The 21,994-nt window shown below is 43.0% G+C and carries 23 protein-coding genes; 11 read left to right on the forward strand and 12 right to left on the reverse strand.

The features are described 5' to 3' along the window. Window positions 1–72 precede the first annotated feature (72 nt). Both SNE26_RS02355 and SNE26_RS02360 read left to right on the forward strand, forming a co-directional pair. A complete protein-coding gene (locus tag SNE26_RS02355; protein ID WP_321557775.1) occupies window positions 73–1,056 on the forward strand; it encodes a sugar phosphate isomerase/epimerase family protein in 984 nt (327 codons plus the stop codon). Window positions 1,057–1,244: 188 nt separating this feature from the next. Then, window positions 1,245–1,682 carry a DoxX family protein gene (locus tag SNE26_RS02360; RefSeq protein ID WP_321557776.1) on the forward strand — a complete coding sequence of 146 codons (438 nt, stop codon included), beginning with the start codon at window positions 1,245–1,247 and terminating at the stop codon, window positions 1,680–1,682. 176 nt (window positions 1,683–1,858) lie between these two features. Here SNE26_RS02360 and SNE26_RS02365 read toward each other — a convergent pair whose 3' ends face one another. The 5 genes from SNE26_RS02365 to SNE26_RS02385 form a co-directional block, all read right to left on the reverse strand. Continuing rightward, complete coding sequence (locus SNE26_RS02365; protein WP_321557777.1) at window positions 1,859–2,125, reverse strand: UBP-type zinc finger domain-containing protein; 267 nt, start codon at window positions 2,123–2,125, stop codon at window positions 1,859–1,861. Window positions 2,126–2,145: 20 nt separating this feature from the next. Beyond that, window positions 2,146–3,807, reverse strand: a complete 1,662-nt coding sequence (locus SNE26_RS02370) for an FAD-dependent oxidoreductase (protein WP_321557778.1) — start codon at window positions 3,805–3,807, stop codon at window positions 2,146–2,148. Window positions 3,808–3,860: 53 nt separating this feature from the next. Continuing rightward, window positions 3,861–5,279: an ATP-binding protein gene (locus SNE26_RS02375; protein ID WP_321557779.1), complete on the reverse strand. Its 1,419-nt coding sequence runs from the start codon at window positions 5,277–5,279 to the stop codon at window positions 3,861–3,863. A 268-nt stretch (window positions 5,280–5,547) separates the two neighbouring features. Next, the gene (locus SNE26_RS02380; protein ID WP_321557780.1) at window positions 5,548–6,291 is read right to left on the reverse strand and encodes a LytTR family DNA-binding domain-containing protein; all 744 of its coding nucleotides are present in this window, start codon (window positions 6,289–6,291) and stop codon (window positions 5,548–5,550) included. Further along, window positions 6,288–7,358, reverse strand: a complete 1,071-nt coding sequence (locus tag SNE26_RS02385; RefSeq protein WP_321557781.1) for a histidine kinase — start codon at window positions 7,356–7,358, stop codon at window positions 6,288–6,290. The genes SNE26_RS02380 and SNE26_RS02385 overlap by 4 nt, the downstream gene beginning before the upstream one ends. Before the next feature lie 282 nt (window positions 7,359–7,640). Between SNE26_RS02385 and SNE26_RS02390 the strand changes: the two genes are divergently transcribed. From SNE26_RS02390 to SNE26_RS02410, 5 genes are all read left to right on the forward strand, one after another. Next, window positions 7,641–10,490 carry a TonB-dependent receptor gene (locus tag SNE26_RS02390; RefSeq protein WP_321557782.1) on the forward strand — a complete coding sequence of 950 codons (2,850 nt, stop codon included), beginning with the start codon at window positions 7,641–7,643 and terminating at the stop codon, window positions 10,488–10,490. A gap of 457 nt (window positions 10,491–10,947) precedes the next feature. Further along, window positions 10,948–11,823 (forward strand): AraC family transcriptional regulator, encoded by an 876-nt coding sequence (locus SNE26_RS02395; protein ID WP_321557783.1) that lies wholly within the window; start codon window positions 10,948–10,950, stop codon window positions 11,821–11,823. Between the two features lie 116 nt (window positions 11,824–11,939). Then, a complete protein-coding gene (locus SNE26_RS02400) occupies window positions 11,940–12,491 on the forward strand; it encodes a sigma-70 family RNA polymerase sigma factor (protein WP_321557784.1) in 552 nt (183 codons plus the stop codon). After that, complete coding sequence (locus SNE26_RS02405; protein WP_321557785.1) at window positions 12,472–12,744, forward strand: hypothetical protein; 273 nt, start codon at window positions 12,472–12,474, stop codon at window positions 12,742–12,744. Before SNE26_RS02400 ends, SNE26_RS02405 begins: the two co-directional genes overlap by 20 nt. A 14-nt stretch (window positions 12,745–12,758) precedes the next feature. Beyond that, window positions 12,759–13,454: an ATP-dependent Clp protease proteolytic subunit gene (locus tag SNE26_RS02410; RefSeq protein WP_321557786.1), complete on the forward strand. Its 696-nt coding sequence runs from the start codon at window positions 12,759–12,761 to the stop codon at window positions 13,452–13,454. Window positions 13,455–13,510: 56 nt separating this feature from the next. Here the strand turns inward: SNE26_RS02410 and SNE26_RS02415 are convergent, their stop codons facing one another. From SNE26_RS02415 to SNE26_RS02435, 5 genes are all read right to left on the reverse strand, one after another. Further along, window positions 13,511–14,383: a creatininase family protein gene (locus SNE26_RS02415; protein WP_321557787.1), complete on the reverse strand. Its 873-nt coding sequence runs from the start codon at window positions 14,381–14,383 to the stop codon at window positions 13,511–13,513. 105 nt (window positions 14,384–14,488) lie between these two features. Beyond that, entirely contained in the window at window positions 14,489–16,357 is a 1,869-nt protein-coding gene (locus SNE26_RS02420) for a tetratricopeptide repeat-containing sensor histidine kinase (RefSeq protein WP_321557788.1), read from the reverse strand. A gap of 199 nt (window positions 16,358–16,556) precedes the next feature. Next, window positions 16,557–17,258 carry an NUDIX domain-containing protein gene (locus SNE26_RS02425; RefSeq protein WP_090533328.1) on the reverse strand — a complete coding sequence of 234 codons (702 nt, stop codon included), beginning with the start codon at window positions 17,256–17,258 and terminating at the stop codon, window positions 16,557–16,559. Window positions 17,259–17,427: 169 nt separating this feature from the next. After that, complete coding sequence (locus SNE26_RS02430; protein WP_321557789.1) at window positions 17,428–17,850, reverse strand: secondary thiamine-phosphate synthase enzyme YjbQ; 423 nt, start codon at window positions 17,848–17,850, stop codon at window positions 17,428–17,430. A 105-nt stretch (window positions 17,851–17,955) separates the two neighbouring features. Next, entirely contained in the window at window positions 17,956–18,273 is a 318-nt protein-coding gene (locus SNE26_RS02435; protein ID WP_321557790.1) for a hypothetical protein, read from the reverse strand. Between the two features lie 300 nt (window positions 18,274–18,573). Here SNE26_RS02435 and SNE26_RS02440 point away from each other — a divergent pair, with 300 nt between their 5' ends. Further along, on the forward strand, window positions 18,574–18,954 hold the full coding sequence (locus tag SNE26_RS02440; RefSeq protein WP_321557791.1) for a VOC family protein: 381 nt from the start codon (window positions 18,574–18,576) through the stop codon (window positions 18,952–18,954). Between the two features lie 2 nt (window positions 18,955–18,956). On the opposite strand, the gene SNE26_RS02445 is transcribed toward SNE26_RS02440, so the two are convergent. Further along, window positions 18,957–19,352: a hypothetical protein gene (locus tag SNE26_RS02445; RefSeq protein WP_321557792.1), complete on the reverse strand. Its 396-nt coding sequence runs from the start codon at window positions 19,350–19,352 to the stop codon at window positions 18,957–18,959. Between the two features lie 141 nt (window positions 19,353–19,493). Between SNE26_RS02445 and SNE26_RS02450 the strand changes: the two genes are divergently transcribed. From SNE26_RS02450 to SNE26_RS02460, 3 genes are all read left to right on the forward strand, one after another. Next, window positions 19,494–20,432 (forward strand): sugar phosphate isomerase/epimerase, encoded by a 939-nt coding sequence (locus SNE26_RS02450; protein WP_321557793.1) that lies wholly within the window; start codon window positions 19,494–19,496, stop codon window positions 20,430–20,432. Between the two features lie 73 nt (window positions 20,433–20,505). Continuing rightward, a complete protein-coding gene (locus tag SNE26_RS02455; RefSeq protein ID WP_321557794.1) occupies window positions 20,506–20,682 on the forward strand; it encodes a hypothetical protein in 177 nt (58 codons plus the stop codon). 44 nt (window positions 20,683–20,726) lie between these two features. Then, entirely contained in the window at window positions 20,727–20,978 is a 252-nt protein-coding gene (locus SNE26_RS02460; RefSeq protein WP_321557795.1) for a hypothetical protein, read from the forward strand. An 81-nt stretch (window positions 20,979–21,059) separates the two neighbouring features. Here the strand turns inward: SNE26_RS02460 and SNE26_RS02465 are convergent, their stop codons facing one another. Further along, complete coding sequence (locus SNE26_RS02465) at window positions 21,060–21,860, reverse strand: SDR family oxidoreductase (RefSeq protein WP_321557796.1); 801 nt, start codon at window positions 21,858–21,860, stop codon at window positions 21,060–21,062. Window positions 21,861–21,994 lie beyond the last annotated feature (134 nt).

A 21,994-nucleotide genomic window follows, 5' to 3' on the forward strand; every position in this document is an offset into this window, starting at 1 on the left:
GGATAAAGGTGGGTAAAATCAGGAAATAATCACAACAAAAAATGGCATTTTGCATTACCAATTTTAATACTTATGGAAAATATTAGCCGTAAAAGATTTATTGCTTCGGCCGCAATAGCTGCTGCCGGCCTGCCTTTTGGTTTAAGTGCTTTGGCTAAGCCGTCATCTTTAGATTCTGGCGTTGCTGTCGGCAATCCCTCTCCGGGTGGAAAAATAAAAGTGAGTATATTTTCTAAACATATGCACTGGCTTAATTATGCCGATATGGCCACCTTAACGGTACAGCTTGGTTTCGACGGTATTGACCTGACCGTACGTCCCGACGGCCATGTGCTGCCTGAACGCGTTGCCGATGACCTGCCCAAAGCGGTTGAAGCTATTGAAAAAGCCGGACTCAAGATTTACACCATAGTAACCAATATTAAAACTGCCGATGAAAAATACACCGAAGCGATTCTGAAAACAGCATCGGCATTGGGCATTAAATATTACCGCACCGCCTGGTTTAATTATAACAAGGCTATCAGTGTACCGGCCAACATTAAGGCCATCAATAAACAACTGGCCGGCCTTGCCAGGCTCAACAAAAAATATGGGATGCATGGTGGCTATCAAAACCATTCCGGTGATCTGTTTGGTGCATCGCAATGGGATTTATGGCTGAGCCTTGAAGGGCTTGACCCTAATAACATCGGTTGCCAGTACGACGTAAGACATGCTACTACCGAAGGTGCCGATACCTGGCCTATTACACTCGGCCTGTTGAAGGTTTATTCCAAAACAATCAATGTAAAAGATTTTTACTGGGAGAAAAGGGGCGACAAATGGCAGGTGAAAAGTGTACCCTTAGGCGAGGGAATGGTTGATTTTAAAAAATACTTTGGCCTGCTGAAACAATACAATATCAATGGCCCCATGAGCTTGCACTGCGAATATCCTTTAGGCGGAGCAGAGGATGGTAAACGTGAGCTGGCTATTAGTAAGGATGCATTTTCAGCCGCTTTAAAAAAGGATTTGGCCAGATTGCGGGGTTGGCTTGCGGAGTATGATCTGTAGGCCTCACTTTCCACTCTTCACCCGTCATTGCTTGGTACCCAGCAATGACGGAGTGATTTTTTCCTTTCGCTAAAACTTGTTTTATAACAAATTTGTTACTAAATTTAGTAGCAGCATCCCGGCCGTTCAATCTCTCAGATTTACCCCAGGCTGCTGATAACCAATTATTAAACTAAAAGGAGGGCTTTATGAATCTGGTTCATAAAATTGAACACTGGGGCGATACTCATCACCCTAAAGTTTTGGATATTGTGCGTATTGTTCTTGGCGTATTTTTATTGGTGAAAGGCATAACCTTTATGGAAAATACATCATACCTGCGCGGTATTATTACCGATCAGGATGTTATTGATGTATCGCCCGATATGCTGATGATCCTGGTGTACTATGTGTCCTTTGCCCATATGGTTGGCGGCATACTCATAGCTATGGGCATATTAACCCGTTTGGGCTGCATTATCCAGATCCCGATATTGGTGGGTGCGGTATTTTTAACAGGTATTTTTCAGGAGCCTATCAATGCCATGTTATGGCCATCAATTACAGCGCTGGCCCTGCTTATACTATTTACTATTTTAGGCTCCGGCCCATGGTCGTTAGATAAGGTTCTGTCGTTTAAGGGGTAGTGGAGATTAAGAGGTTAGATTGTTAGAACTCTTTTTTGAATTTAATACCTCTATGAAATCAGGTATAATATAAAAGCGTGATTGCGGGGTACGAAGCAATCCCAAACGACCTGCCAATCGGGGCTTGCTTCGTACCTCGCAATGACGCTTTCTTTTCGTTTTAACCCACTTATTACTCAATATCCTTTAACGGCTTCATCCACATAGCACCATAACCAGCGCTCACCTGGCTCGGCAGATATAACCACGGGGTGACCTGTGGCATGAAAGTGCTTGGTCATATGTGTATTTGGTGAACTATCACAGCAAAGTGTTACGCCGCATGTTTGGCAGGTACGCAGGTGCATCCACGTACTGTGATGTTTTATACATTCTTCACAAACATAATCCTTAGGTTGGGTTATACTTTCAATAGCTTCAATGTGGGCACAGGTTTCTTCCATAAGTATAGGTGTTTGGTGATTTAAACTTCGGCCAGGTATTTATGTACAAAACTTATCGCCATTGAGCCTTCGCCTACGGCAGACGCCACACGGTTCATAGCCCCGGCACGCACATCACCTGCAGCAAATATGCCGGGACAGCTGGTTTCTAACAAGAATGGATCGCGTTTAAGCTTCCAAACTTTGCCAAAACTTTCATAGCTGCGCAACTCGCGGCCGGTTTCAATAAAGTCTTTACTGTTTTTGATGATATCCAGTTTTATCCAGTCGGTATAAGGTTTAGCACCAATGAATATATATAACGCGTTAGCGGTTTTAACCTCGGATTCTTTGGTTTTACAGTTTTGTATCGTAAGCTTTTCGAGGCAGTTGGTACCTTCGGCCTCAATTACCTCGGTATTTGGCAAAACCTTTATATTAGGCGTATCGGCAATCTGGTTGATCAGGTAGGCAGACATGGTTGCCGTCAAATCATCCCTGCGGATAATGATATGCACATTTTTGGCAAATTTGGATAGGTACATAGCTGCCTGGCCTGCCGAGTTACCCCCGCCAATCACAAATACTTCTTTACCTGTACATGCCGAAGCTTCGGTAGTGGCGGCACCGTAGTAAATGCCGGCACCTGTAAAGTTATCAACGCCTTTAACTTCCAGTTTGCGGTAATCAACCCCGGTAGTAATTACTACTGTACGGCTGATGATCTCGGGCCCGTCATCCAAAATAATTGTTTTGTAGCCATCCTTTTGTCTAATATCGTTAACAGATTGCGGCGACAAAAATTCGGCCCCCAAACGCATAGCCTGGCTTATGGCGCGACGGGTGAGATCGGCGCCGCTTAAGCCTGCCGGGAAACCCAGGTAGTTTTCAATACGTGAGCTGGTACCGGCTTGCCCGCCCGGTGCCTTGCGCTCAATCAGTAAAGTTTTTAAACCTTCTGACGAACCGTATACTGCGGCGGCTAATCCTGCCGGACCTGCACCAATAATCACTACATCATAAACATCGGTGAGCTGGGTAGGATTTTTGCCCATTTTATCGGCAATATCCCTTATGGTGGGTTTTGTTAAACAACTACCATCCTCAAATATCACCATTGGCAAATCGTCGGTTGTGCGGTTATTGATGGTAAGCAAACTGGCCGAATCGATGTTTTTTTCGATATCAAACCAGCGATAAGGGATCAGGTTACCTGCTAAAAAATCTTTTATCACATGCGATTGCGGCGAAAACTGGTAGCCTACCAGCTTCATGCCTACAAACTCGGGGATGTAGTGGCTATGCCAGTCGCCAAGCAAGTCATTTATTACCGGATAAAGTTTTTCCTCGGGTGGGTTCCAGGGTTTCATCAGGTAATAATCAAGCTGCACATCGTTGATGGCTTTAATGGCGGCATCGGTATCGGAGTAGGCGGTAAGCAGTACCCGTTTAGCTTCGGGGAATACTTTTTTTGCCTTCTCCAAAAATTTAACGCCTTCCATTTCGGGCATGCGCTGATCGCACAAAAACAAGGCAACCACTTCCGAACTGTTTTTCAATTCAATAAGGGTTTCATATGCCTCATTTGCCGATGTTGTGCTTAGTATTTTATATTCTTTGCCATACTGCGACTTTAAATCGCGGCTTATTGACCGCAAAACCTGCGGGTCATCATCTATGGAAAATATTATCGGACGGCTCATAGGGTAAATATGCAGGCAAATTAACTAATATTTTTGGTAAAATCAGCTTTTTGCTATCCGTTTATCGGGAAGCAAACTATAAACTCGGTATGCCCGGGCCTTGATTTTACCTTTATCGAACCGCGGTGCTGCTTCACTATACGCTGCACCACCTCAAGCCCCATACCGGTACCTTTGCCCATTTCTTTAGTAGTAAAGAAAGGGTCGTAGATGCGGGTGACGTTATCTTCCGGTATGCCGGGCCCATCATCAATAATGGTTACTTCAACAAAGTCGTTATCTTTTTTAGTGCGGATGGTAAGGGTGCCTTTTTCGTTCACTTCCATGGCATCAAGGGCATTATCAACTAAATTTGTCCATACCTGGTTAAGTTCGCCAATGAGTGCCTTAACCTCGGGCAGCGTATCGTCAAACTCCTCAATTACAGTGATATTCTCCTTCCTGATCTTATAACCCAGCATGGTTATCGTATTACGGATCCCGATGTGGATATCGGCATACTGCTTGTCCTGGGCGCGGTCCATATGGGTAAACGTTTTAACTGAACTTACCAGCTCGGCAATGCGGCGCGCCGATTCCTGGATATCTTCAATCATCTTTTCGCCCATAAGCTTGCTGCTAAGCCAGCCCATAATAATGGATACTGCGTGCTCAGGTATATGTGCTTTCAGTGCCTCCAGATTTTCGGTAGTAAAGCTAAAATCAACAAAGCTTTCGGCTATATCATAGGCATCTTCAACGCCGTTATCTTCCAGCCATTCAGATATTTCATCTTCAAGCTGGGTGCGTTGTTTAAGTGTAAGGCGGGTATAGCATTCCTTTTTGTTCAGGATCCTAAACAACTCGTCTGTAAGGCCGTCAACCTGTTCATCACTTGCTCTTATGGCAAACATGTTTTTTAGATGGGCAGGCACCATGCGCAGGTGTTTCCTTAGTGACAACGAATCGCGCACAATGGCCGATGCCGGGTTATTAAGTTCATGCGCCAAACCGGCCGATAGCTTGCCTAAAGCCATCATTTTATCGTTTTGCTGCTGCATGGCCGTAAAATCGCGTACGCGGGTGGTCATGATATGAACCAGCGCCTGGGTAAGTTCAAAATGGTGTTGGATCATCTCCATGATCTCGGCCGTAGGATAGCTCAGTATTGTTAACTCGCCGACAGCCTGGGCATAACCTTTGGCTATCAGCCCACGCGAAAACGGCATATAACCTGTGATGCTGCCTTTTTCAACCAGCGTATAATCACGGCGCGAGCCTTGCTGCATCATAAAAAAACGCATGTTGCCTTCCAATATAAAATGAGGTCCTGTAAGGTCCTGACCCGGCTCCATCAGGTATTCGCCATCTTCAAATGTTAGGATCTCGCTTTTATCAATCAGCCATTGAAGCTGATCATCGGGTATATTGGCCAAAGCTTCAAAAGCTTTCAAGTCTGATACGCTTACCTGTAGTTCACTTACCTTTTGCATAATTTAAAAGTAGGGAATATTATTTAATGATGTAAAAATGAGGCAAAAAATTGCAATAGGGTGAACGATGATTAAGAGGATTTTGTTTGTCTGAACCGTGATTTGGGGGGATTACGCGGATTTATTGGATTTCTCTGATTAAGACAGAGTGATCATCCGGAAGGCGATCGTGAGGACACGATCGCGGGGATAGAACGTTGAGTGCCTTATTTAATCTTCAGGCTGCATTCAAAAATCCTGAAATCAGGAAAATTCCTTAAATCCCGGTTCAGTTCCACTTGCTCAGGAAACCCCCAAAGGCTTCCTTATACTGATCGCCAACGGTAATGTTCACTTTACCTATCTGCAAGGCATTGCGGGTAATAGAGTTGATTTTATTGAGCGATACGATAAATGAGCGATGTACGCGCATAAAACGTTTGGAAGGCAGTTTTTCTTCCAGTGCCTTTAAACTGGTGAGAGAAAGTAACGGCTTTTCTTTATCCTGAAGATAGATCTTCACATAGTCCTTCAACCCCTCAATATACAGGATCTCGTTAAGGGCTATCCGTACCAACTGGTATTCGATCTTTAAAAACAGGTATTCCTCCTCTTCCTGTTCTGCGGCGACTACGGTTGCGGGGGCGTTTGAGCGGTTTACCAGTTCAAAATAAGTTAGGGCTTTATTTGAAGCGTGCAGAAACTCCTCGTAGTTAAAAGGCTTGAGCAAATAACCGAGTGCATCAACCCGGTAACCTTCAATAGCAAACTGGTTGTAGGCGGTGGTAAAAATAATGCGGGGTTTATTTGCTCCGCGGCTGTCAAGCACCCGGGCCAGCTCCATGCCGTTAAGGTTAGGCATCTGGATGTCCAGGAAAATAAGATCAACCTTTTGATCCTGTAAGCCAATCAACGCTTCGACGGCGCTGCTGTAGCGGCCTATCAAATTAAGGAAAGGGGTTTGCTCAATGAAAGCACAAACCAATCCCAGCGCAAGTGGCTCATCGTCAACAGCAATGCAGTTAATTATCATGACAGGTTAAGGGTTAAGTGAACGGTATAGATGTTGGCAGCGGCATCCTCAGTAATATCCAGTTTATATTTTCCGGCATAGAGCAAATCAAGCCGGCGAATGGTATTAGTTAAACCAATACCTTTATTTTCGCCAATGTTTAGGTTATGATCTTTATAGATACCGTTCTCCACCTTTAACTCCAGCAGGTTGTCATGCTGATCGATAATGATGCGGATGGTACTCGGTTCCGTAGCGCTGATCCCGTGTTTAAAGGCGTTTTCTACAAAAGGTAAAAAAATCATCGGGGCAACGGTTACATCATTAGTATGTGCAGGCGGAGTAAACGTAATGGTTACTTTTTCGGTAAGGCGCAGTTCCATAAGGCTGATATAGTCTTTAATGAAAGCTATCTCCTGGCTTAATAATGCAGTGCCATGCTGCGTATCATACAACACATACCGCATCATGCGCGAAAGCTGATGCAATGCCTTGCGCGATGTTTCGGCATTAACATGTGTAAGCGCGTAAATGTTATTAAGCGTATTGAAAAAGAAATGCGGGTTGATCTGGGCTTTCAGGAATGATAATTCCGAACTGATCTTGTCCTGTTCCAGGGCCTGGCGCAGGCGGATATCCATTTGCCATTTTTGTATAGCAGTAATACTGGTGCTGATACCTAAAACCAACGCTACGATAACAGTACCAAAAAAGTCCCAGCCCCCGCGGTCCCTTGGTTTTGGCGGGCGGTGCTGCCGGTGAAAAACAGCTTCCATATGCTCATGCATATGCAGCACCTTATCGGCCCAGCTATTGAGCAGCAAAAAAACAATCACTACTCCCACAACGGCTATAAAATACATCCCTATACGGTCATGCAATAAAAATCGCGGAACAAGTAATTTGCTGTTGAAGTAATAAGCAGCAACAAGTATAAAAAGAGTAACCGCCTGTTTGACCCAAAACTGGTACGGTATTTCAACATTCCAGCTAAGGGGCTGATAGAAGAACAACAGCAGTCCAAAAACTACCCATATTAAAATATGGATGAGTATGGTGATGGTGTTGCTTTTTGACTTAAGGCTCATTGAAAGAGTTTACTATAGTGCACGAAAAATAAATTTACATATATAATTCAGCAATATTACAAATCAATAAAGCTTCAGGACAATCATAATCGCCCGGGAGGCAAAAAATACCGATGAGCGCTTTGATCTGATCTTTAAAGGCCGCTACAAGCCTTATCCAGAGTAACTATCCGCCTTTATAGCCGAAAAGTGGTACCCTGTCTATACATTACCAGCGCCTGTCTATTATGTTTTTTACACCAAAATTAATGCTATTGTTTTGTCGCTGTTAATCAGCAAAAAATGAAAATCCTATACTCCTTAGCAGTAATAATTGCCTTAGCGCTTGCATTACCACTTAACGCAAATGCCGAAACCGGTCGTACGGTTAAAGGTATCGTAAAAGACTCTACCGGGTACCTCGTTGCCGGTACCAGTGTAAAAATGCTTACCGGTACAGATAGCACCACGGTTATTACGGGTGCCGACGGCACTTTTACCTTTAACAATGTAACAGTAAACCAGTTTAGTTTAGTTTTTAGTTCGATAGGTTATCAGCCGCTCAGGCGCAGGTTCGTACTTGCAAATGATAATAAGCCCGCCAGTTTGCCCCCGGTTATTCTTAAAATAGAAACTACCATGTTGAAAACTGTGGTTATTGCCGATGTAAACCCGGTAAAGCTTAAGGAGGATACCATTGAGTTTAACGCCGATGCCTATAAGGTACGCGATAATGCCCCTGTTGAAGATGTGATCAAAAAACTGCCGGGTATGGATGTTGATAAAGACGGTAATATCACCGCCCAGGGCAAAAGTGTAACCAAGGTAAGGGTTAACGGGAAAGATTTTTTTGGAGGCGACGTTAAAACGGCCACCAAAAACCTGCCTGCCGATATCGTGCAAAATATCCAGATCATTGATGATTACGGCGATCAGGCAAATCTCACCGGTGTAAAAACGGGCGAACCGGATAAGGTACTGAACATCACTATCAAACAAAATAAAAACTACGGTTACTTTGGGCAGGCCAGCTTAGGCGGCGGGCGGGATGCTATTCCCGGTGTATCAAGCGATAAGGAGAGCAACAGGTATGTGGCGTCGGCCAACGTATTTAGCTTTAACGGAAACAGGCAGCTGGCCTTTTTAGGTAACCTTAACAACACCAATACCAATCTGTTTAGCTTTGGAGGTGGTGGTCCAAGAGGCGGAGGACCGGGTGGGCCTCCGGGATCAAACAGCAGCTCATCAAACGGGATCACTACCGCGCGTTCATTCGGGTTAAATTATCGCGATAGCTGGGGCAAAAAAATTACCGCTTATGGTAGTTACAGCTTTGCCGACAATTCGGTGAATACCATCAGCAGTACCATTCAAAATAATCTTTCGTCAGCCAATCCCAGTACCAACACGCAAACTAATAACCAGCAGGACGAAAAGCTGAACCACCGGGTTAACTTTAACATAGAGTATAAACCCGATACCATAAATTATGTAAAGATCATCCCAACATATGCTTACGCCAGCACCAACACCACATCAGACGCTACCAGCTTGCTGCTCCGCAATTCGGAAACGGTATCAAACTATAGCCTCGCAAACCTCAGTAAATCAACCGAGCCCAATTATGGTGTTAACGTGTTGTTTAACCACAAATTTAATAGCCACGGGCGCAACTTCAGCGTAAATGTTGGTGCAGGCAGTTACACTATTAATAAATATCAAAACCCGGTTTATACCTATATTGATGGTGCCCGCAACGCGCCCCTTAATCAGTTCATCAATACCGATAGCCGTACCGATAGCGTGGGGACTACGGTATCATACATGGAACCGATAAGCAAAAAGGGCTACCTGGAGCTTAACTATGCTTACCATTACGCCTATACTACTGCTGATAAAGCTACCGATACCCTGGCCGATGACGGAAATATAAACCGGTACGATTTGCTGAGCAATAACTACAATTCGACTTTTGTTACCAACAGGTTCGGACTTAACTATCGCTTTATCGACAAAAAATATAATTACACCTTAGGCGTGGTGGCACAGCCTACATTGTTAAAAGGATCGTCGATAGTTGATGGTACGCCGTTTACAACCAATAACAACACGTTTAACTGGGCGCCCACAGCCAGGTTCATTTATAACTTTTCGCGCAGCCAGTCGCTTAGTTTAAATTATAATGGTAGCAGTAACCAGCCTACATATACGGAATTACAGCCTGTTACCGATTTCAGCAACGCATCATACCCGGTGCAGGGTAACCCTGATCTGAAGCCCGAGTTTAACAATACCCTGTCGTTAAAATACAATAAGTTCAATTTTGAAAGCGGTAATGTGTTTTTCAGCAACCTGTCGTTCATTAAAACGGATAATAAGATAGTTGCCAATACCATCACTTATCCTAAAACTTATACACCAAACAGTAAGCTGGCCGGAAGTATTTTAACCCAGTATCTGAATGCCGATGGGTACTACTCGGCACAGGGGTTTTACGTATTTGCCAAGCCATGGCAAAAAAGAAAATATAATTTGTTCATGATCGGTAACATTTCGTACAATAACAACGTCTCATATATAAGTAATGTCGACTCTGCTACCTATAACATGACAACCGAGAAAAATATAGCCAAAAATTTGGTGTTATCTCAAGGCGCGCGCTTTAGGGTGAGCATTACCGATGTTATTGATGCCGAAGCAAGTACTACCTACAGCGTTAATACCTCAAGCAATTCTATCAAGCAGGCAAACGTTAACAGCAACTTCCAAACCCTTAACCTGGGGGTTAACGGTAAAAGCTATTTTAAAGACTGGACGCTGAGCTACGATTATTCAAAAATGATCTATTATGGCTACACCGGTGCTACCAACCCCAACATATTGAATACCTATGTGGAGCGCCGCTTTTTAAAAGGCAATGCGGGCACCCTGCGCTTTTCGGTAATGGATGTGTTTAACGAAAATACCGGGTATGCCACCACTCAAAACGGTAGCTACATCACTCAAACCAACAGTAACCGTTTGGGCCGTTACTACCTGTTAACCTTTACACTTAAACTACAGAAATTTGCCGGCAAAAAGCCAACTATGGAACGCGGAGGACCAGGTGGGCCACCTCCGGGCGGCGGCCCAGGCGGACCGCCACCGTTTTAAAGAACGGCAAGGTTCATAAATATTAAAAACCTTCCCATCCCTGAGAAAGATGGTGAGTTCAGATCAAAAAAGCATGATGATCTGAGATTTAGTTGATGTTATCATCAGATAACTGCAGGGCGTTCCGGGGTGAGATACGGGACGCCCCTTTTTTATTAATTATACGTTAAGATGATTGTATAGGTTTTATGGTTTTAAGTTTTTTTATATAAATCAGCGTTATTGGTTTATTTGTTTGCTTATCAGTGTGTTAATATTTCAATATTATTCTTTACCTTGTTATTATAGCCCTAATAACTTAAACCTAAGGTTGAATTTTATCTGCCGCAGTGTTTGACCTGCTACCGATTAGCGGGTTAGCGACTTAAATGCTGGTTAATTTACACCTGCTTGAAAATAATGAGCAATTTTTACAGTTTTTAATTACATTTAGCCAATTATTTGTAAATAAAACTGAATGAAGCCGCTTTTACTTAAAGTTTCTGCCGATCCTGCACATTCCTTTAGCGTAAGGCATGACGTATTACCTGATATCAATAACCGCTGGCATTGCCATCCCGAACTGGAACTCATTTATTTTACAAAAGGGGGCGGGACGCAGTTTATAGGCGATAGCATCAAACAGTTTGAAGACGGCGATATGGTGCTGGTTGGATCAAACCTGCCGCATTACTGGCGCTTTGACGACATGTACTTTAATAATGGCAACGAGCAGGTGCCGGTTGATACTATCGTAGTGCATTTTTGTGAAAACTTTTGGGGCGATCAGTTTCTTCAGCTCCCGGAAAATAAGCTGATCAAGGTACTGCTTGAGCGCTCAAAACGCGGCTTACAAATAACCGGCGAAACAAAGAAACAGGTGGCCGGTATTTTAGCTGACATGCTCAATACCGATGGTGCCGAAAGGATCATCATGCTGCTCAAAGCACTGAATACCATAGCGGGCAGTTCGCCACTTAATTATTTAACCTCCATAGGTTTTAAATATGATCATAATGAATCGGAGAGTGACAGGCTCAATAACATTTATGAGTACTCGGTACGCAACTTCCGTAAAAAGATCTACCTGGAGGAAATAGCCGATATAGCCGGTGTAAGCGCCAACTCTTTTTGCCGGTACTTTAAATCAAAAACCCGTAAAACCTACTCACAGTTTGTGATTGAGATTAAAGTAGGCTACGCCTGCAAACTCCTGATCGAAAACAAGCTCAACATCAAACAGCTTTGTTACGACAGCGGGTTCAATAATTTCTCCACTTTTCACAAGCATTTTAAGCAGGTAACAGGTAAAAGTCCGCTTATGTACCAAAAGGAGTTTACGAAGAAGGCATAATTTTTTGCCATCCCAAAGGTTGAAAATGATTCTATTATCCTTTCCCCGGGAATAATTTTCTAAATTCACGGTGATATATCTCTCGTTTTGCGCACTTACTATTAAACGCATTGATCATGGCACATGAGATAGTTTTTGATAAACCTGCGGCCCAAAGGGAAAAGCTCATTACGGAGCTTTACCAAAGCGCTTTCCCAACAGTGGCTAAATACGTAAGCAAAATGGGTGGCTCTTTTGATGATGCAAAGGATATTTTTCAGGATGCCCTTGTTATTTATTATGAAAAGGCCGTGAACGGGAATTTGTCCCTGCATAATGGCGAAAAGGCTTACTTGCTTGGCATTGCCAAACATCTTTGGCTTAAAAAATTTAAGGACGACCGCCATAACCTGCCGATTGATAATTGTACCAAAGATTTTGATGTTACCGATGAAGTGGAAGATCAGCCCTCGGGGGGTAAACTGATGCGGTACCTGGAAGCTGCCGGTAAAAAATGTATGGAATTGCTAAGCGCCTTTTATTATCATAAGCTGCCTATGAAGGAGCTTGCAGATTTGTTTGGCTACGCCGGCGAGCGTTCGGCTACCGTGCAGAAGTATAAATGCATTGAAAAAGTAAGGGAAACAGTTAAAGAACAATCACTGGCTTATGAGGACTTCATTGAATGAGATCAAGGAAATTGATGACCATGTGCTTGGGCAATCTGCACCTGATGAGGCGCTGTTGTTCGAGGCCAAACTGATCATTAATCCTGGCCTTAAATATAAGGTGATGTGGCACAAACAAACCTTGGGCCTGGTGCAGCAATATGGCCGTAACAGCCTTAAGGCCGAGATTGAAACTATACATCAGAAGCTATTCAGCCTGCCTGAGCACGAGGGTTTCAGGCAGAAGATCATGCGTTTGTTCCGTAAACGCTAAACATTAAATTTTATATGAATATCAATCAAAATGAGTTCCGCAAATACGCGGTAGGGCACCGCCGTGTCCAAAGTTTACATGTCGACAGGTTTATTGCGCAGGTAAATAACAGCAAAATAAGCATGGGCATGACACCCTATATTATGGAAGAACGGCAAATGAACATATCGCAAATGGATGTTTTTTCGAGGCTGATGATGGACAGGATCATTTTCCTGGGCACCGCCATAGATGAACAGGTGGCTAACATCATCCAGGCACAATTGCTGTTCCTGCAATCGGCCGATGCCAAAAAGGATATCCAGATCTATATCAATTCGCCAGGCGGTTCGGTATATGCCGGACTGGGGATTTATGATACCATGCAGTTTATATCGCCCGATGTAGCTACTATCTGTACGGGTATGGCTGCCTCGATGGCTTCGACATTACTTTGCGCCGGTGCTAACGGCAAACGGGCTGCATTGCCGCATTCGCGGGTGATGCTGCACCAGCCATCGGGCGGGGCGCAGGGGCAGGAATCGGATATTGAAATTGCTGCCCGGCAGATCTCTAAAATGAAACGGGAACTGTATGAGATCACAGCCAAGCACAGCGGGCAAAGCTACGACAGGGTTTATGAAGTATCCGACAGGGATTACTGGATGATAGCCAAAGAAGCGAAAGCTTTTGGGATGATAGACGAGGTTTTGGGAGCTAAGGAGGATTGATTAGCATATTGAAGACTAACGAAGTTTTTAAAACTTCGTTAGTCTGGCTATTTAGATCACTTATTCAACGCATCTACCTTATCAAAAAACTCATTTTGCAGTTTGATGGTACTGGTATCGGCTTTAATAGCTTTAAGGGCTTGTAAAAAGCTGGCTATTTCATGCTCTGCTATAAATTTGCCAAATTCGGGTGTAGCTTTAGCGCCTTCACCGGCATAATGGTTAGGGTAAGCGGCATACCACCATATAGGTGTGTAAATATTGGCCAGGTTTAAACGGTGCTGATTATCGCCCGATTGTGATGCTGCCCTATCCATCTTCATCAGGTCGGGGCGATAGTACAGCATTGATGCGGTTTCGCTTTCACCGGCGTGCTGGTCACCCTCCATAGCCGACTTGTGCATTTTTCGATATTGGTCATTGTACTCCTTATCGCCGCCGTGCGGATCATAAAAATATACTGCATAATTATGGCGTTTGTTAAGCAGCGATTGCATAAAGAACTGGATAAACTCCGGGTTACCGCCATGGCCATTCAATATTACTATTTTATCAAATCCGTTTCGGGCAATTTCATCGCAGGTAGCTTCCAGTAAATCCCAGATCACTTTGCTGGGCAGGGCAAATGTTCCTGGCTGATGACGGGCCTCATTGATCTGCCCATAAAAATAATCGGGAAATACAACAGCATATTCCGACTTAACAGCATGGGCAGCCCACTCACGTACATGGATCAGGTCGGTGCCTAAAGGGGAGTGGGGGCCGTGTTTTTCCAGGATCCCGATGGGCAGGATACAGGTTTTTGACGATTTTTCGAGTGCGGCAGGAAAATCTGAGGCAACAAGCTCGTCCCAGCGGGCAGGTATTTGCTGGGCAAAGGAATAAGCAGAAAGCAGCAGTGCCGCAAACAGTAATAAGTAAGTTTTCATAAATTATAGGTTAATAACAGGTTATAGCAAACTGTATTTGATCTGAAATTTACGAACTTAAAATGTTGTTTTTCAACAGGTAATTTAAAAATTACAATAAAGGGTTTAATGAATGGTGGGTAATGAGTAGCAGAAAACAGCCCCTTTTACCTTGTTGTTTTCAACCCAGATGCGGCCATTCATTTTTTCGGTAAAATCTTTACATATCATAAGGGCTACGCCTGCACCTTTTTCCTTTTCGTTGCTGTACTGCATGTTGGCTTTAAAATTAAAGAGCAACTTCAGCTTATCGGGTGAGATACCTTTTCCTTCGTCCTGTACGCAAACAGTTACTTCATTATTATCGCTTGATGCACTTATAGTAATGGTTGAATTATCCGGCGAAAACTTAATGGCGTTGTGTATAAAATTGCGGTGGATAAACTGTACCAGCTCTTTGTCGGCATGAATAACAATGGCCGGGTCAACTGTGGTTACAAACTTAAGCCCGCGGTCTTTACCCATTAAGTAAAACGGTTGTATAGCCTCATCAATAAGGTCCTTTAAAGGCAATGGAACAGCTTTGTAATTAAAGCCGGATAGTTGCTGTTTGATCCATTGTAATATGTTTTCAAAAATCTCCAGCGAAATATTTGAAGAATGCTCCATGGTATCTACCAACTCCATCAATTCTTCCCGTGTAAAAGTATTAGCGTCTTTAAGTACCGTTGCCAGTGTTTTGAGTGCGCCTATTGGCTGCCTGAAATCATGTGCAAGAATAGATACCAGCCTGTTGTTGAATTCATGATCTATTTCCAGTTTTTCGTTTCGTAGCCGTACGGTGTGATTCAGTTCTTCCATTGTTTGGCCATGCTTTTTCTTAAGGTTATACAGACGGTAGGTAAATATTACAGTAATGGCGGTTATCACAAATAAAATACCCAGTACAATCGCAAGGACCTGCCTGTTTTGGCTCCTGACGGTTATAGCTTCAAGTTCCTGGTCCTTAAGTGCGTAATCAATGTAATCGAAGCCCGACGTGTTGGCGAATTTTTCTTCATCTTCATAAAGCTTCAATAATTTTTCGCTGTAGCGCTGTACTTCATTCAGGTTATTTTGAGCGATGTAGATATCATATAATTTTTTGCCAAAGAACTTTTCATAATAGTGATAACCATTTTTTTCGGCAATGGAAAGCCCTTGTTTATAGTATGTAATAGCTTTGGCTATATCATTATCCAGGTACAAATCGCCAAGATTAATGATAATATCAAGGCTCAGATACGAAAGCTCCATAGCTAAACCGTTGTTAGCAGCCTGCTGTAGCAATGCGGTACCTTTTTCGCGCTCATTGTTTTGCAGGTATAATAAGCCCTGAATCTGGTCTGCTTCAACCAGCATACGGTTATCTTTAAATCTTGTTCCTATCTCCCGCGCCTTATTCAGGTAAATTTCAACCGAGTCTTTTGGTACTTGCTCCGGGTATAAGAGCAGGTAATTACATAACACCAGCGACATAATTGAATCACGCTGCAGGGTTTTGCCGATGTTCATTGCACGCTTAAAAAAATCTATTGCTTTTTTATTCTCCCTGGTTTCGTTAAACACCAGGCCAATGTTCATTAACCCCTGTACAATGTTTGAGGTGTCTTTTAACTCTTTATAAAGATTATAGGCCTCATTATAATACCGCAGCGAAAGCTGCAAATTGCCTTTAAGATCATAAACAATGCCTATAGCATTCAGGGCATCGGCCTTGCCGGCCTTATAGTCAAGCCGCTCGGCTATATTTCTTGCTTTTTTAGCATAATAAAAAGCACTGTCGATGTTTTGCTCATACAAAAGTAAGCCCAGCCGGTTAAGTGTGTTTACATATTGAATACTGTCATGAATTAAAGGGAGGTCTTTTTTTAGTTTATTAACCTCCCTGAATTGGCCGGAACATTCAGATACAGCAAGCAACAGTAATACTAAAAAGCTTACGTTTTTTTTCATTAATTAATATTTGCAAAACGGGCTAACGGTTCATGATATAGCCTAAAGCTATTATACGGATAAAAAGTGGTATGGTTGAAGAATGTTAAATAAAATAGGCTCAGGTACAGTTAGTTTTACCTGTTAATCAAAAACATTAAACCTTCTGCAGGTAATACCGGCATAAATGGTTGAAATAAAAAAACGATTCAAAGAACTGTTACAGTGAATCGGGATTGGGAATAAAGTTCATAAATGCCTGGAACTTGGCATAGTAGTTTTGCATGTTTAGCTGGTAATAATATGCACCGCGTTTTGAGCCGGCTTTATCTTTATCGGCCAGTTTAATGAGTAAACCGGTTGCCAGTACCCTTTTACTGAAATTACGTTTATCAATAGTGGTATTAAACACGCTTTCGTAAAGGGTTTGCAGTTGCGGGATGGTAAACTTGGTAGGCAAAAGCTCAAACAGGATAGGGTGCATAGCTGCTTTGTAGCGGATGCGTTTGCGGGCCTGCTCAACCATTTCCTGCTGGTCAAATATCAATTTAGGGGCACGTTTAAGCTGAAACCATTCGGCATGGTAATCATCACTGATCTGGGCTTCATATTTGTGTATATCAACCAGTGCAAAGTAAGCTACAGATACTGTACGCTCAATAGGGTCACGCTGGGGCTGCCCAAAAGTATATAATTGTTCAAGGTACACGCCCTCCAAACCGGTTAATTGCTTTAAAATACGGTTGGCACTTTGATCAAGACTTTCGTCGGGCTGAACAAAGCCACCCATCAGGCTCCAGTTTCCCTTTTCGGGTTGAAAGCCTCTTTTTATCAATAAGATTTTTAAAACTTCGCCATCAAAGCCAAAAATGATACAATCAACAGCTAATAATAACCTTGTTTGCTTGGAGTACTTGAGCATTTATAAACAGTAATAATTTTATGGTAAAAACAAATATAGAATAACATTCGATATAAGCAGGCAAATTTTGCCATGTATACCTGTTAAAAAAGTATTAATTTACAATTGTTAGTCAAATGTGTAAATTAATTGTGCTTTTTACAATAATAATTGATACTTAATTCATTATTTATTCGCCCCATGCCGATATTACCAGCATACGGTTGCCGCCATAGTTACGGTGCTCGCATAAATAAATTCCCTGCCACATGCCTAAAGCCAGTCTTCCGTTACGGATAGGAATGGTTACCGAGCTGCCCAGCATCGCAGCTTTCAGGTGGGCAGGCATATCATCTGGCCCTTCATCATCGTGTAAATAATCAGGATCGTTTTCGGGTACGGTTTTGCTGAAATACATTTCAAAATCCTGCCTGACGGTTGGGTCGGCATTTTCATTAATGGTTAATGATGCCGAAGTATGCTGAATAAATACCTGGCAAATTCCGGTTTTTAGCTCATGTATTTGAGGTAGTGCATTAATTACTTCGGCTGTGATGAGATGAAAACCTCTTTTGCGCTCTCTAAGCTGAAGCATTTGCTGAAATATTTTCATAAACAGTTTGCTTTATAACAGTGCTGCAAACATATCTATAAAGATTGTTCCGTTTTTGTTTTGATAGGCCCGCGATGTTAAAATTGTTTGCAGGGTTTGCACTGCCTATGCTGCAATAGCCGGATTAAGACCACCATCTTCGGCTGTGAACAGGCGGCTGATGAATGCCTTTATTTTTTCGATAAAGCTTTTCTTTACCGGTTTTTCGATCATATGAATTTGATCATTGTCCGGAGGCTTTGGGTTATCGGCATCCTGCATTTCTTCCAAAACAATTTCACGGATCTCAGGGTCACGGTTTACAATCTCATCCAGTTCGGTGAGCTCGTTAAAGGTGGCTATACCATTTTTTTGCCGTTTAATAAGTATTTCAAAACGGTCCTGGTTGAAAGTACGCCTTTCCAGTTGTTTGCCGTGTCTCATGATATATACAGTAATCCTTGTTAAGAACTCAAATTAAGTGCCATGTATTTATAGTGTTGATTTTCAATTGATTGTTACTGGTTTAAATGCGATGAGGTGCATCGTTGTGATACATTTATTGTTCGTTTTCGTGCAGGTGTATCTATTATTAAAAATAGGTTTTGACGAACAGTATTAGTATTTTTAAATATCTTTAATTCCATCTCTAAAGGTATCAGCCCGAAATTGTTTTGTTAGAATTACCAGAAGCAGAATATGAATGATCTGAGTTCAATCCCCCCCACAAAACAAATACAGGGTATGGCCCTCTTGCTCCAGGTTTTTGATATGCCCGTTGCTTTAGGATTTTACCGCGATGTGCTGGGTTTTGAAATAGTACAGGCATCGGGCGAAGGAGATGATGTTGATTGGGTGTTATTGAAACTCAATAGTATAGAACTGATGCTCAACACTGCCTACGAAAAAACAGACCGCCCTCCTGGTCCCGATGAACAGCGTGTTTCTGCCCATGCCGATACTTCACTTTATTTCGGCCACCCTGATATTGATAAGCTATACAGCTATTTGTTAAGTAAAGGCATGCATCTAAAAGAACCTCAAATTACGGGCTATGGCTGGCAAGCCATTTATTTGCTTGATCCGGATGGGTACCTGCTGTGCTTCCACTGGCCCAAACAATAATATTATAACCGCTCATAGTGAGATTCCGGTCCATCTGCTGCAAGAGGGACTGTTCCGTAAAAAGTGAGTATTTTGCCTTCTATCCTGAAAAATGTAATGCTGTTACTTGAGGTATCATTATCATACATGATCTGCTCGTGTGCATTGTCATACTTACGGGTACGATAAATACCGCTGTTTATCAGGGTGTCTTTTTTGAATCGTTTGTAGGTACTGGCGGCAAAAACAATAATATTGCCGTTGCCTGGTTTTATCGAATTAAGATCTTTAGGAGGCTCACAGTAACAGCTTGTGCCGCGGTACTCCCACCTGCCAATCAACTGATCATTATTGGGAGTATTGTCTTTTTTACAGCCCGACAAAACGGCGAGTATGCCAAATAAAAATAACTTTTTCATAGCATAAGGTTTATAATACTTTACGTTAATATCGGGCAAAACGCTACAAATTAACTTTGTTAGTAACACTTTCAATACACAATTTGCAGGCATCAATTAATTGATAACTTTGGAGTAAACCAATGTATTTCCTATAAAATTATGAAGCAGCATAACTTATCGAGGCGCAGGTTTATTGGCAGCAGCGCACTTGCCGCAGCGGGGTTTTTAGCATTTTCAAGATCATCATTTGCGGGCGTGGTTTCAAGCCGGGCTGATAAACCCAACTCGCTTATTAACGGCGTACAAATAGGGGTGATCACCTACTCATTCCGGAGCATGCCGGGCACTATTGATGATTTACTGAAGTACTGTATCGACTGTAATATTAATGCCATTGAACTCATGGGCGATGCTGCCGAAATTTATGCCGGCGCGCCTAAACATGAGGCCGGCGAAGACTGGGCCACATTCGGAAAAAAAATGGCCGAATGGCGTGCCTCGGCCCCGATGGATAAATTTAAGGAGATCAGGAAAATGTACCACGGTGCCGGGGTAAATATTTATGCCTGGAAACCCAATGCCCTCGGCCCCAAAAACAGCGATGCCGAAATTGATTATGCTTTTAATGCAGGAAAAGCTCTTGGTGTAAACCACGTAACGGTTGAGTTGCCCGATGAGGCCCAAACCAAACGCCTTGGTGATATAGCTGCCAAACATAAAATGATGGTTGGCTACCATGCCCACACCCAGGCTACGCCAACCCTTTGGGATACAGCCCTGGCCCAGTCAAAGTATAACGGCATTAATTTGGATATTGGCCATTATGTGGCGGGTACCAGCAGCAGCCCGATACCGTTTATCGAAAAATATCATGACCGTATAACCAGCATGCACATCAAAGACCGTAAGTTTCATGACGGTACCAACCAGCCATGGGGGCAGGGTGATACTCCTATAAAGGAAGTGCTGCAACTGCTTAAAAATAACCACTATAAATTCCCGGCCACCATTGAGTTGGAGTACAAGGTTCCTGATGGATCAGATGCGGTAAAGGAGGTGAAAATATGCCGCCAGTTTGCGGCCGATGCGCTGGCATAGGATGAGGCATTAATCTGTATGCTGGTATTTGTGCCCTGTGTTTCGTAAATTTATATTTATTTGAAATATAGATATGGATAACTCATGTAAACTGAAGCTGGAATGGATCCCTGCCGCTTATAGCGGGATAGCAGAGGATGGCATTAACGGTACATCGGCTGATAAACTTCAGCAAACGCAACCTGTAAACGGGATTTATCAAAGCGGCAAAGGCTTTACAAAGCACAAGGCCTACAGGCGGAAATCATAAGAGATTACTTTGCTGATGTTTGCTGTATAGCCTATCTTTATCAAATGGAATCTAAGATATTTTCATACAAGGCAGATGGCATTGTACTTGCCCCGGTTGACGGTCAGTTAAGCATTAGCCCCGTATTTGATCGCAAAGAACTGCTGAGCAAACTGAAGGGCCTTTTTAATGTTGATGACTATAAAGTTGATGAGCGTACCCTCGATTATAAAATTAAAGACGGGCAGCTTTACATTGAAGGGGTAATAACTAAACAGGCCGAGGCAAAATCGATAGGATTTATGAGTGGAAAGTAGTTAACTGCAGTACTCCGATCTCATTTTTTATGCTTGTCTTATTTTTCGGATCAATTAAAGGCGTCCCCTTCTTAAACCCGTTCAATCAAGCCTGTTTACCCTGTAATTTAATGCTGCAGTTGTGCCCCCGGTTACATCAATGGTAACACCTGTTATCTGACCAGCCAGATCTGATGCCAGGAAAACCGCGGTGTTGGCAATATCGGCCATTAAGGGTAATTTTTTGAGCATAGTATCAGCTTCCATTTTTTTAAGGATAGGATCCATAACATCGGGCATAGTGTCAATTGCGTTTTTAAACACGCGCGAATCGGGCGAGCCTCCCGAACGGATATTAACCACGCGGATGCCATAAGCACCGAGTTCAGATGCCAGTGTGCGCGAAAAACTTTCAACACCGCTGCAAGCCGGGCCAAAGCCACCTGTATGGGGATAGCCGATACCTCCCGGCGTAGCTGTAAGCGATAAAATTACTCCCGATTTTTGTTTCATCATCACCTTGCCTGCTGCAATGGCCGTCATGAACCGGGTTTGCATCGTAAGGGTAATCGGCTTTACAAAATCTTCGGCCGATATTTCGGTAAGCGGTACGTTCTGCACCACATCAACTCCAACGGCGTTAAATGAGATATCAACTGTTCCTGCGCTGCTTACCACTTGCTGTAAATGCCGATCAATTGCTTTTTCGTCAAATGCATCTACAATTGCTGTTTCAGCCAGGCCCCCTGAAGCAATAATCTCATGAGCTACTTTTTGAATTGAGGCGGGATTAGGCCCGGTTAAAAATACGTGCGCCCCGGCAGCGGCCAGCGCCTTTGCAACTGCACCGCCTAATGAACCGCCTGCACCGTAAATTACCGCGTTTTTATTTTGGAGTATCATGATGGGTAGTTTTATTTAAAGATAGCCTTAAAAATATCAGGCTGCATAACAAACATAATTGTAAATGATGTTTGAGGGAAGGAGCAAAGATGACAATTATGGGAGGGGTTTGGGACAGTGGAAGGATAATCAAA

Source organism: Mucilaginibacter sp. cycad4 (assembly GCF_034263275.1).
In the GTDB taxonomy this organism is placed as follows: domain Bacteria; phylum Bacteroidota; class Bacteroidia; order Sphingobacteriales; family Sphingobacteriaceae; genus Mucilaginibacter.

Coding starts and splice junctions, on each gene's coding strand:
- SNE26_RS02385 (WP_321557781.1), bottom strand. CDS start 7,358: ATGAGCCTTAAGTCAAAAAGCAACACCATCACCATACTCATCCATATT.
- SNE26_RS02425 (WP_090533328.1), bottom strand. CDS start 17,258: ATGCTCAAGTACTCCAAGCAAACAAGGTTATTATTAGCTGTTGATTGT.
- SNE26_RS02420 (WP_321557788.1), bottom strand. CDS start 16,357: ATGAAAAAAAACGTAAGCTTTTTAGTATTACTGTTGCTTGCTGTATCT.
- SNE26_RS02455 (WP_321557794.1), top strand. CDS start 20,506: ATGGATAACTCATGTAAACTGAAGCTGGAATGGATCCCTGCCGCTTAT.
- SNE26_RS02370 (WP_321557778.1), bottom strand. CDS start 3,807: ATGAGCCGTCCGATAATATTTTCCATAGATGATGACCCGCAGGTTTTG.
- SNE26_RS02395 (WP_321557783.1), top strand. CDS start 10,948: ATGAAGCCGCTTTTACTTAAAGTTTCTGCCGATCCTGCACATTCCTTT.
- SNE26_RS02390 (WP_321557782.1), top strand. CDS start 7,641: ATGAAAATCCTATACTCCTTAGCAGTAATAATTGCCTTAGCGCTTGCA.
- SNE26_RS02400 (WP_321557784.1), top strand. CDS start 11,940: ATGGCACATGAGATAGTTTTTGATAAACCTGCGGCCCAAAGGGAAAAG.
- SNE26_RS02460 (WP_321557795.1), top strand. CDS start 20,727: ATGGAATCTAAGATATTTTCATACAAGGCAGATGGCATTGTACTTGCC.
- SNE26_RS02440 (WP_321557791.1), top strand. CDS start 18,574: ATGGCCCTCTTGCTCCAGGTTTTTGATATGCCCGTTGCTTTAGGATTT.
- SNE26_RS02405 (WP_321557785.1), top strand. CDS start 12,472: ATGAGGACTTCATTGAATGAGATCAAGGAAATTGATGACCATGTGCTT.
- SNE26_RS02465 (WP_321557796.1), bottom strand. CDS start 21,860: ATGATACTCCAAAATAAAAACGCGGTAATTTACGGTGCAGGCGGTTCA.
- SNE26_RS02430 (WP_321557789.1), bottom strand. CDS start 17,850: ATGAAAATATTTCAGCAAATGCTTCAGCTTAGAGAGCGCAAAAGAGGT.
- SNE26_RS02445 (WP_321557792.1), bottom strand. CDS start 19,352: ATGAAAAAGTTATTTTTATTTGGCATACTCGCCGTTTTGTCGGGCTGT.
- SNE26_RS02365 (WP_321557777.1), bottom strand. CDS start 2,125: ATGGAAGAAACCTGTGCCCACATTGAAGCTATTGAAAGTATAACCCAA.
- SNE26_RS02410 (WP_321557786.1), top strand. CDS start 12,759: ATGAATATCAATCAAAATGAGTTCCGCAAATACGCGGTAGGGCACCGC.
- SNE26_RS02375 (WP_321557779.1), bottom strand. CDS start 5,279: ATGCAAAAGGTAAGTGAACTACAGGTAAGCGTATCAGACTTGAAAGCT.
- SNE26_RS02450 (WP_321557793.1), top strand. CDS start 19,494: ATGAAGCAGCATAACTTATCGAGGCGCAGGTTTATTGGCAGCAGCGCA.
- SNE26_RS02355 (WP_321557775.1), top strand. CDS start 73: ATGGAAAATATTAGCCGTAAAAGATTTATTGCTTCGGCCGCAATAGCT.
- SNE26_RS02415 (WP_321557787.1), bottom strand. CDS start 14,383: ATGAAAACTTACTTATTACTGTTTGCGGCACTGCTGCTTTCTGCTTAT.
- SNE26_RS02435 (WP_321557790.1), bottom strand. CDS start 18,273: ATGAGACACGGCAAACAACTGGAAAGGCGTACTTTCAACCAGGACCGT.
- SNE26_RS02380 (WP_321557780.1), bottom strand. CDS start 6,291: ATGATAATTAACTGCATTGCTGTTGACGATGAGCCACTTGCGCTGGGA.
- SNE26_RS02360 (WP_321557776.1), top strand. CDS start 1,245: ATGAATCTGGTTCATAAAATTGAACACTGGGGCGATACTCATCACCCT.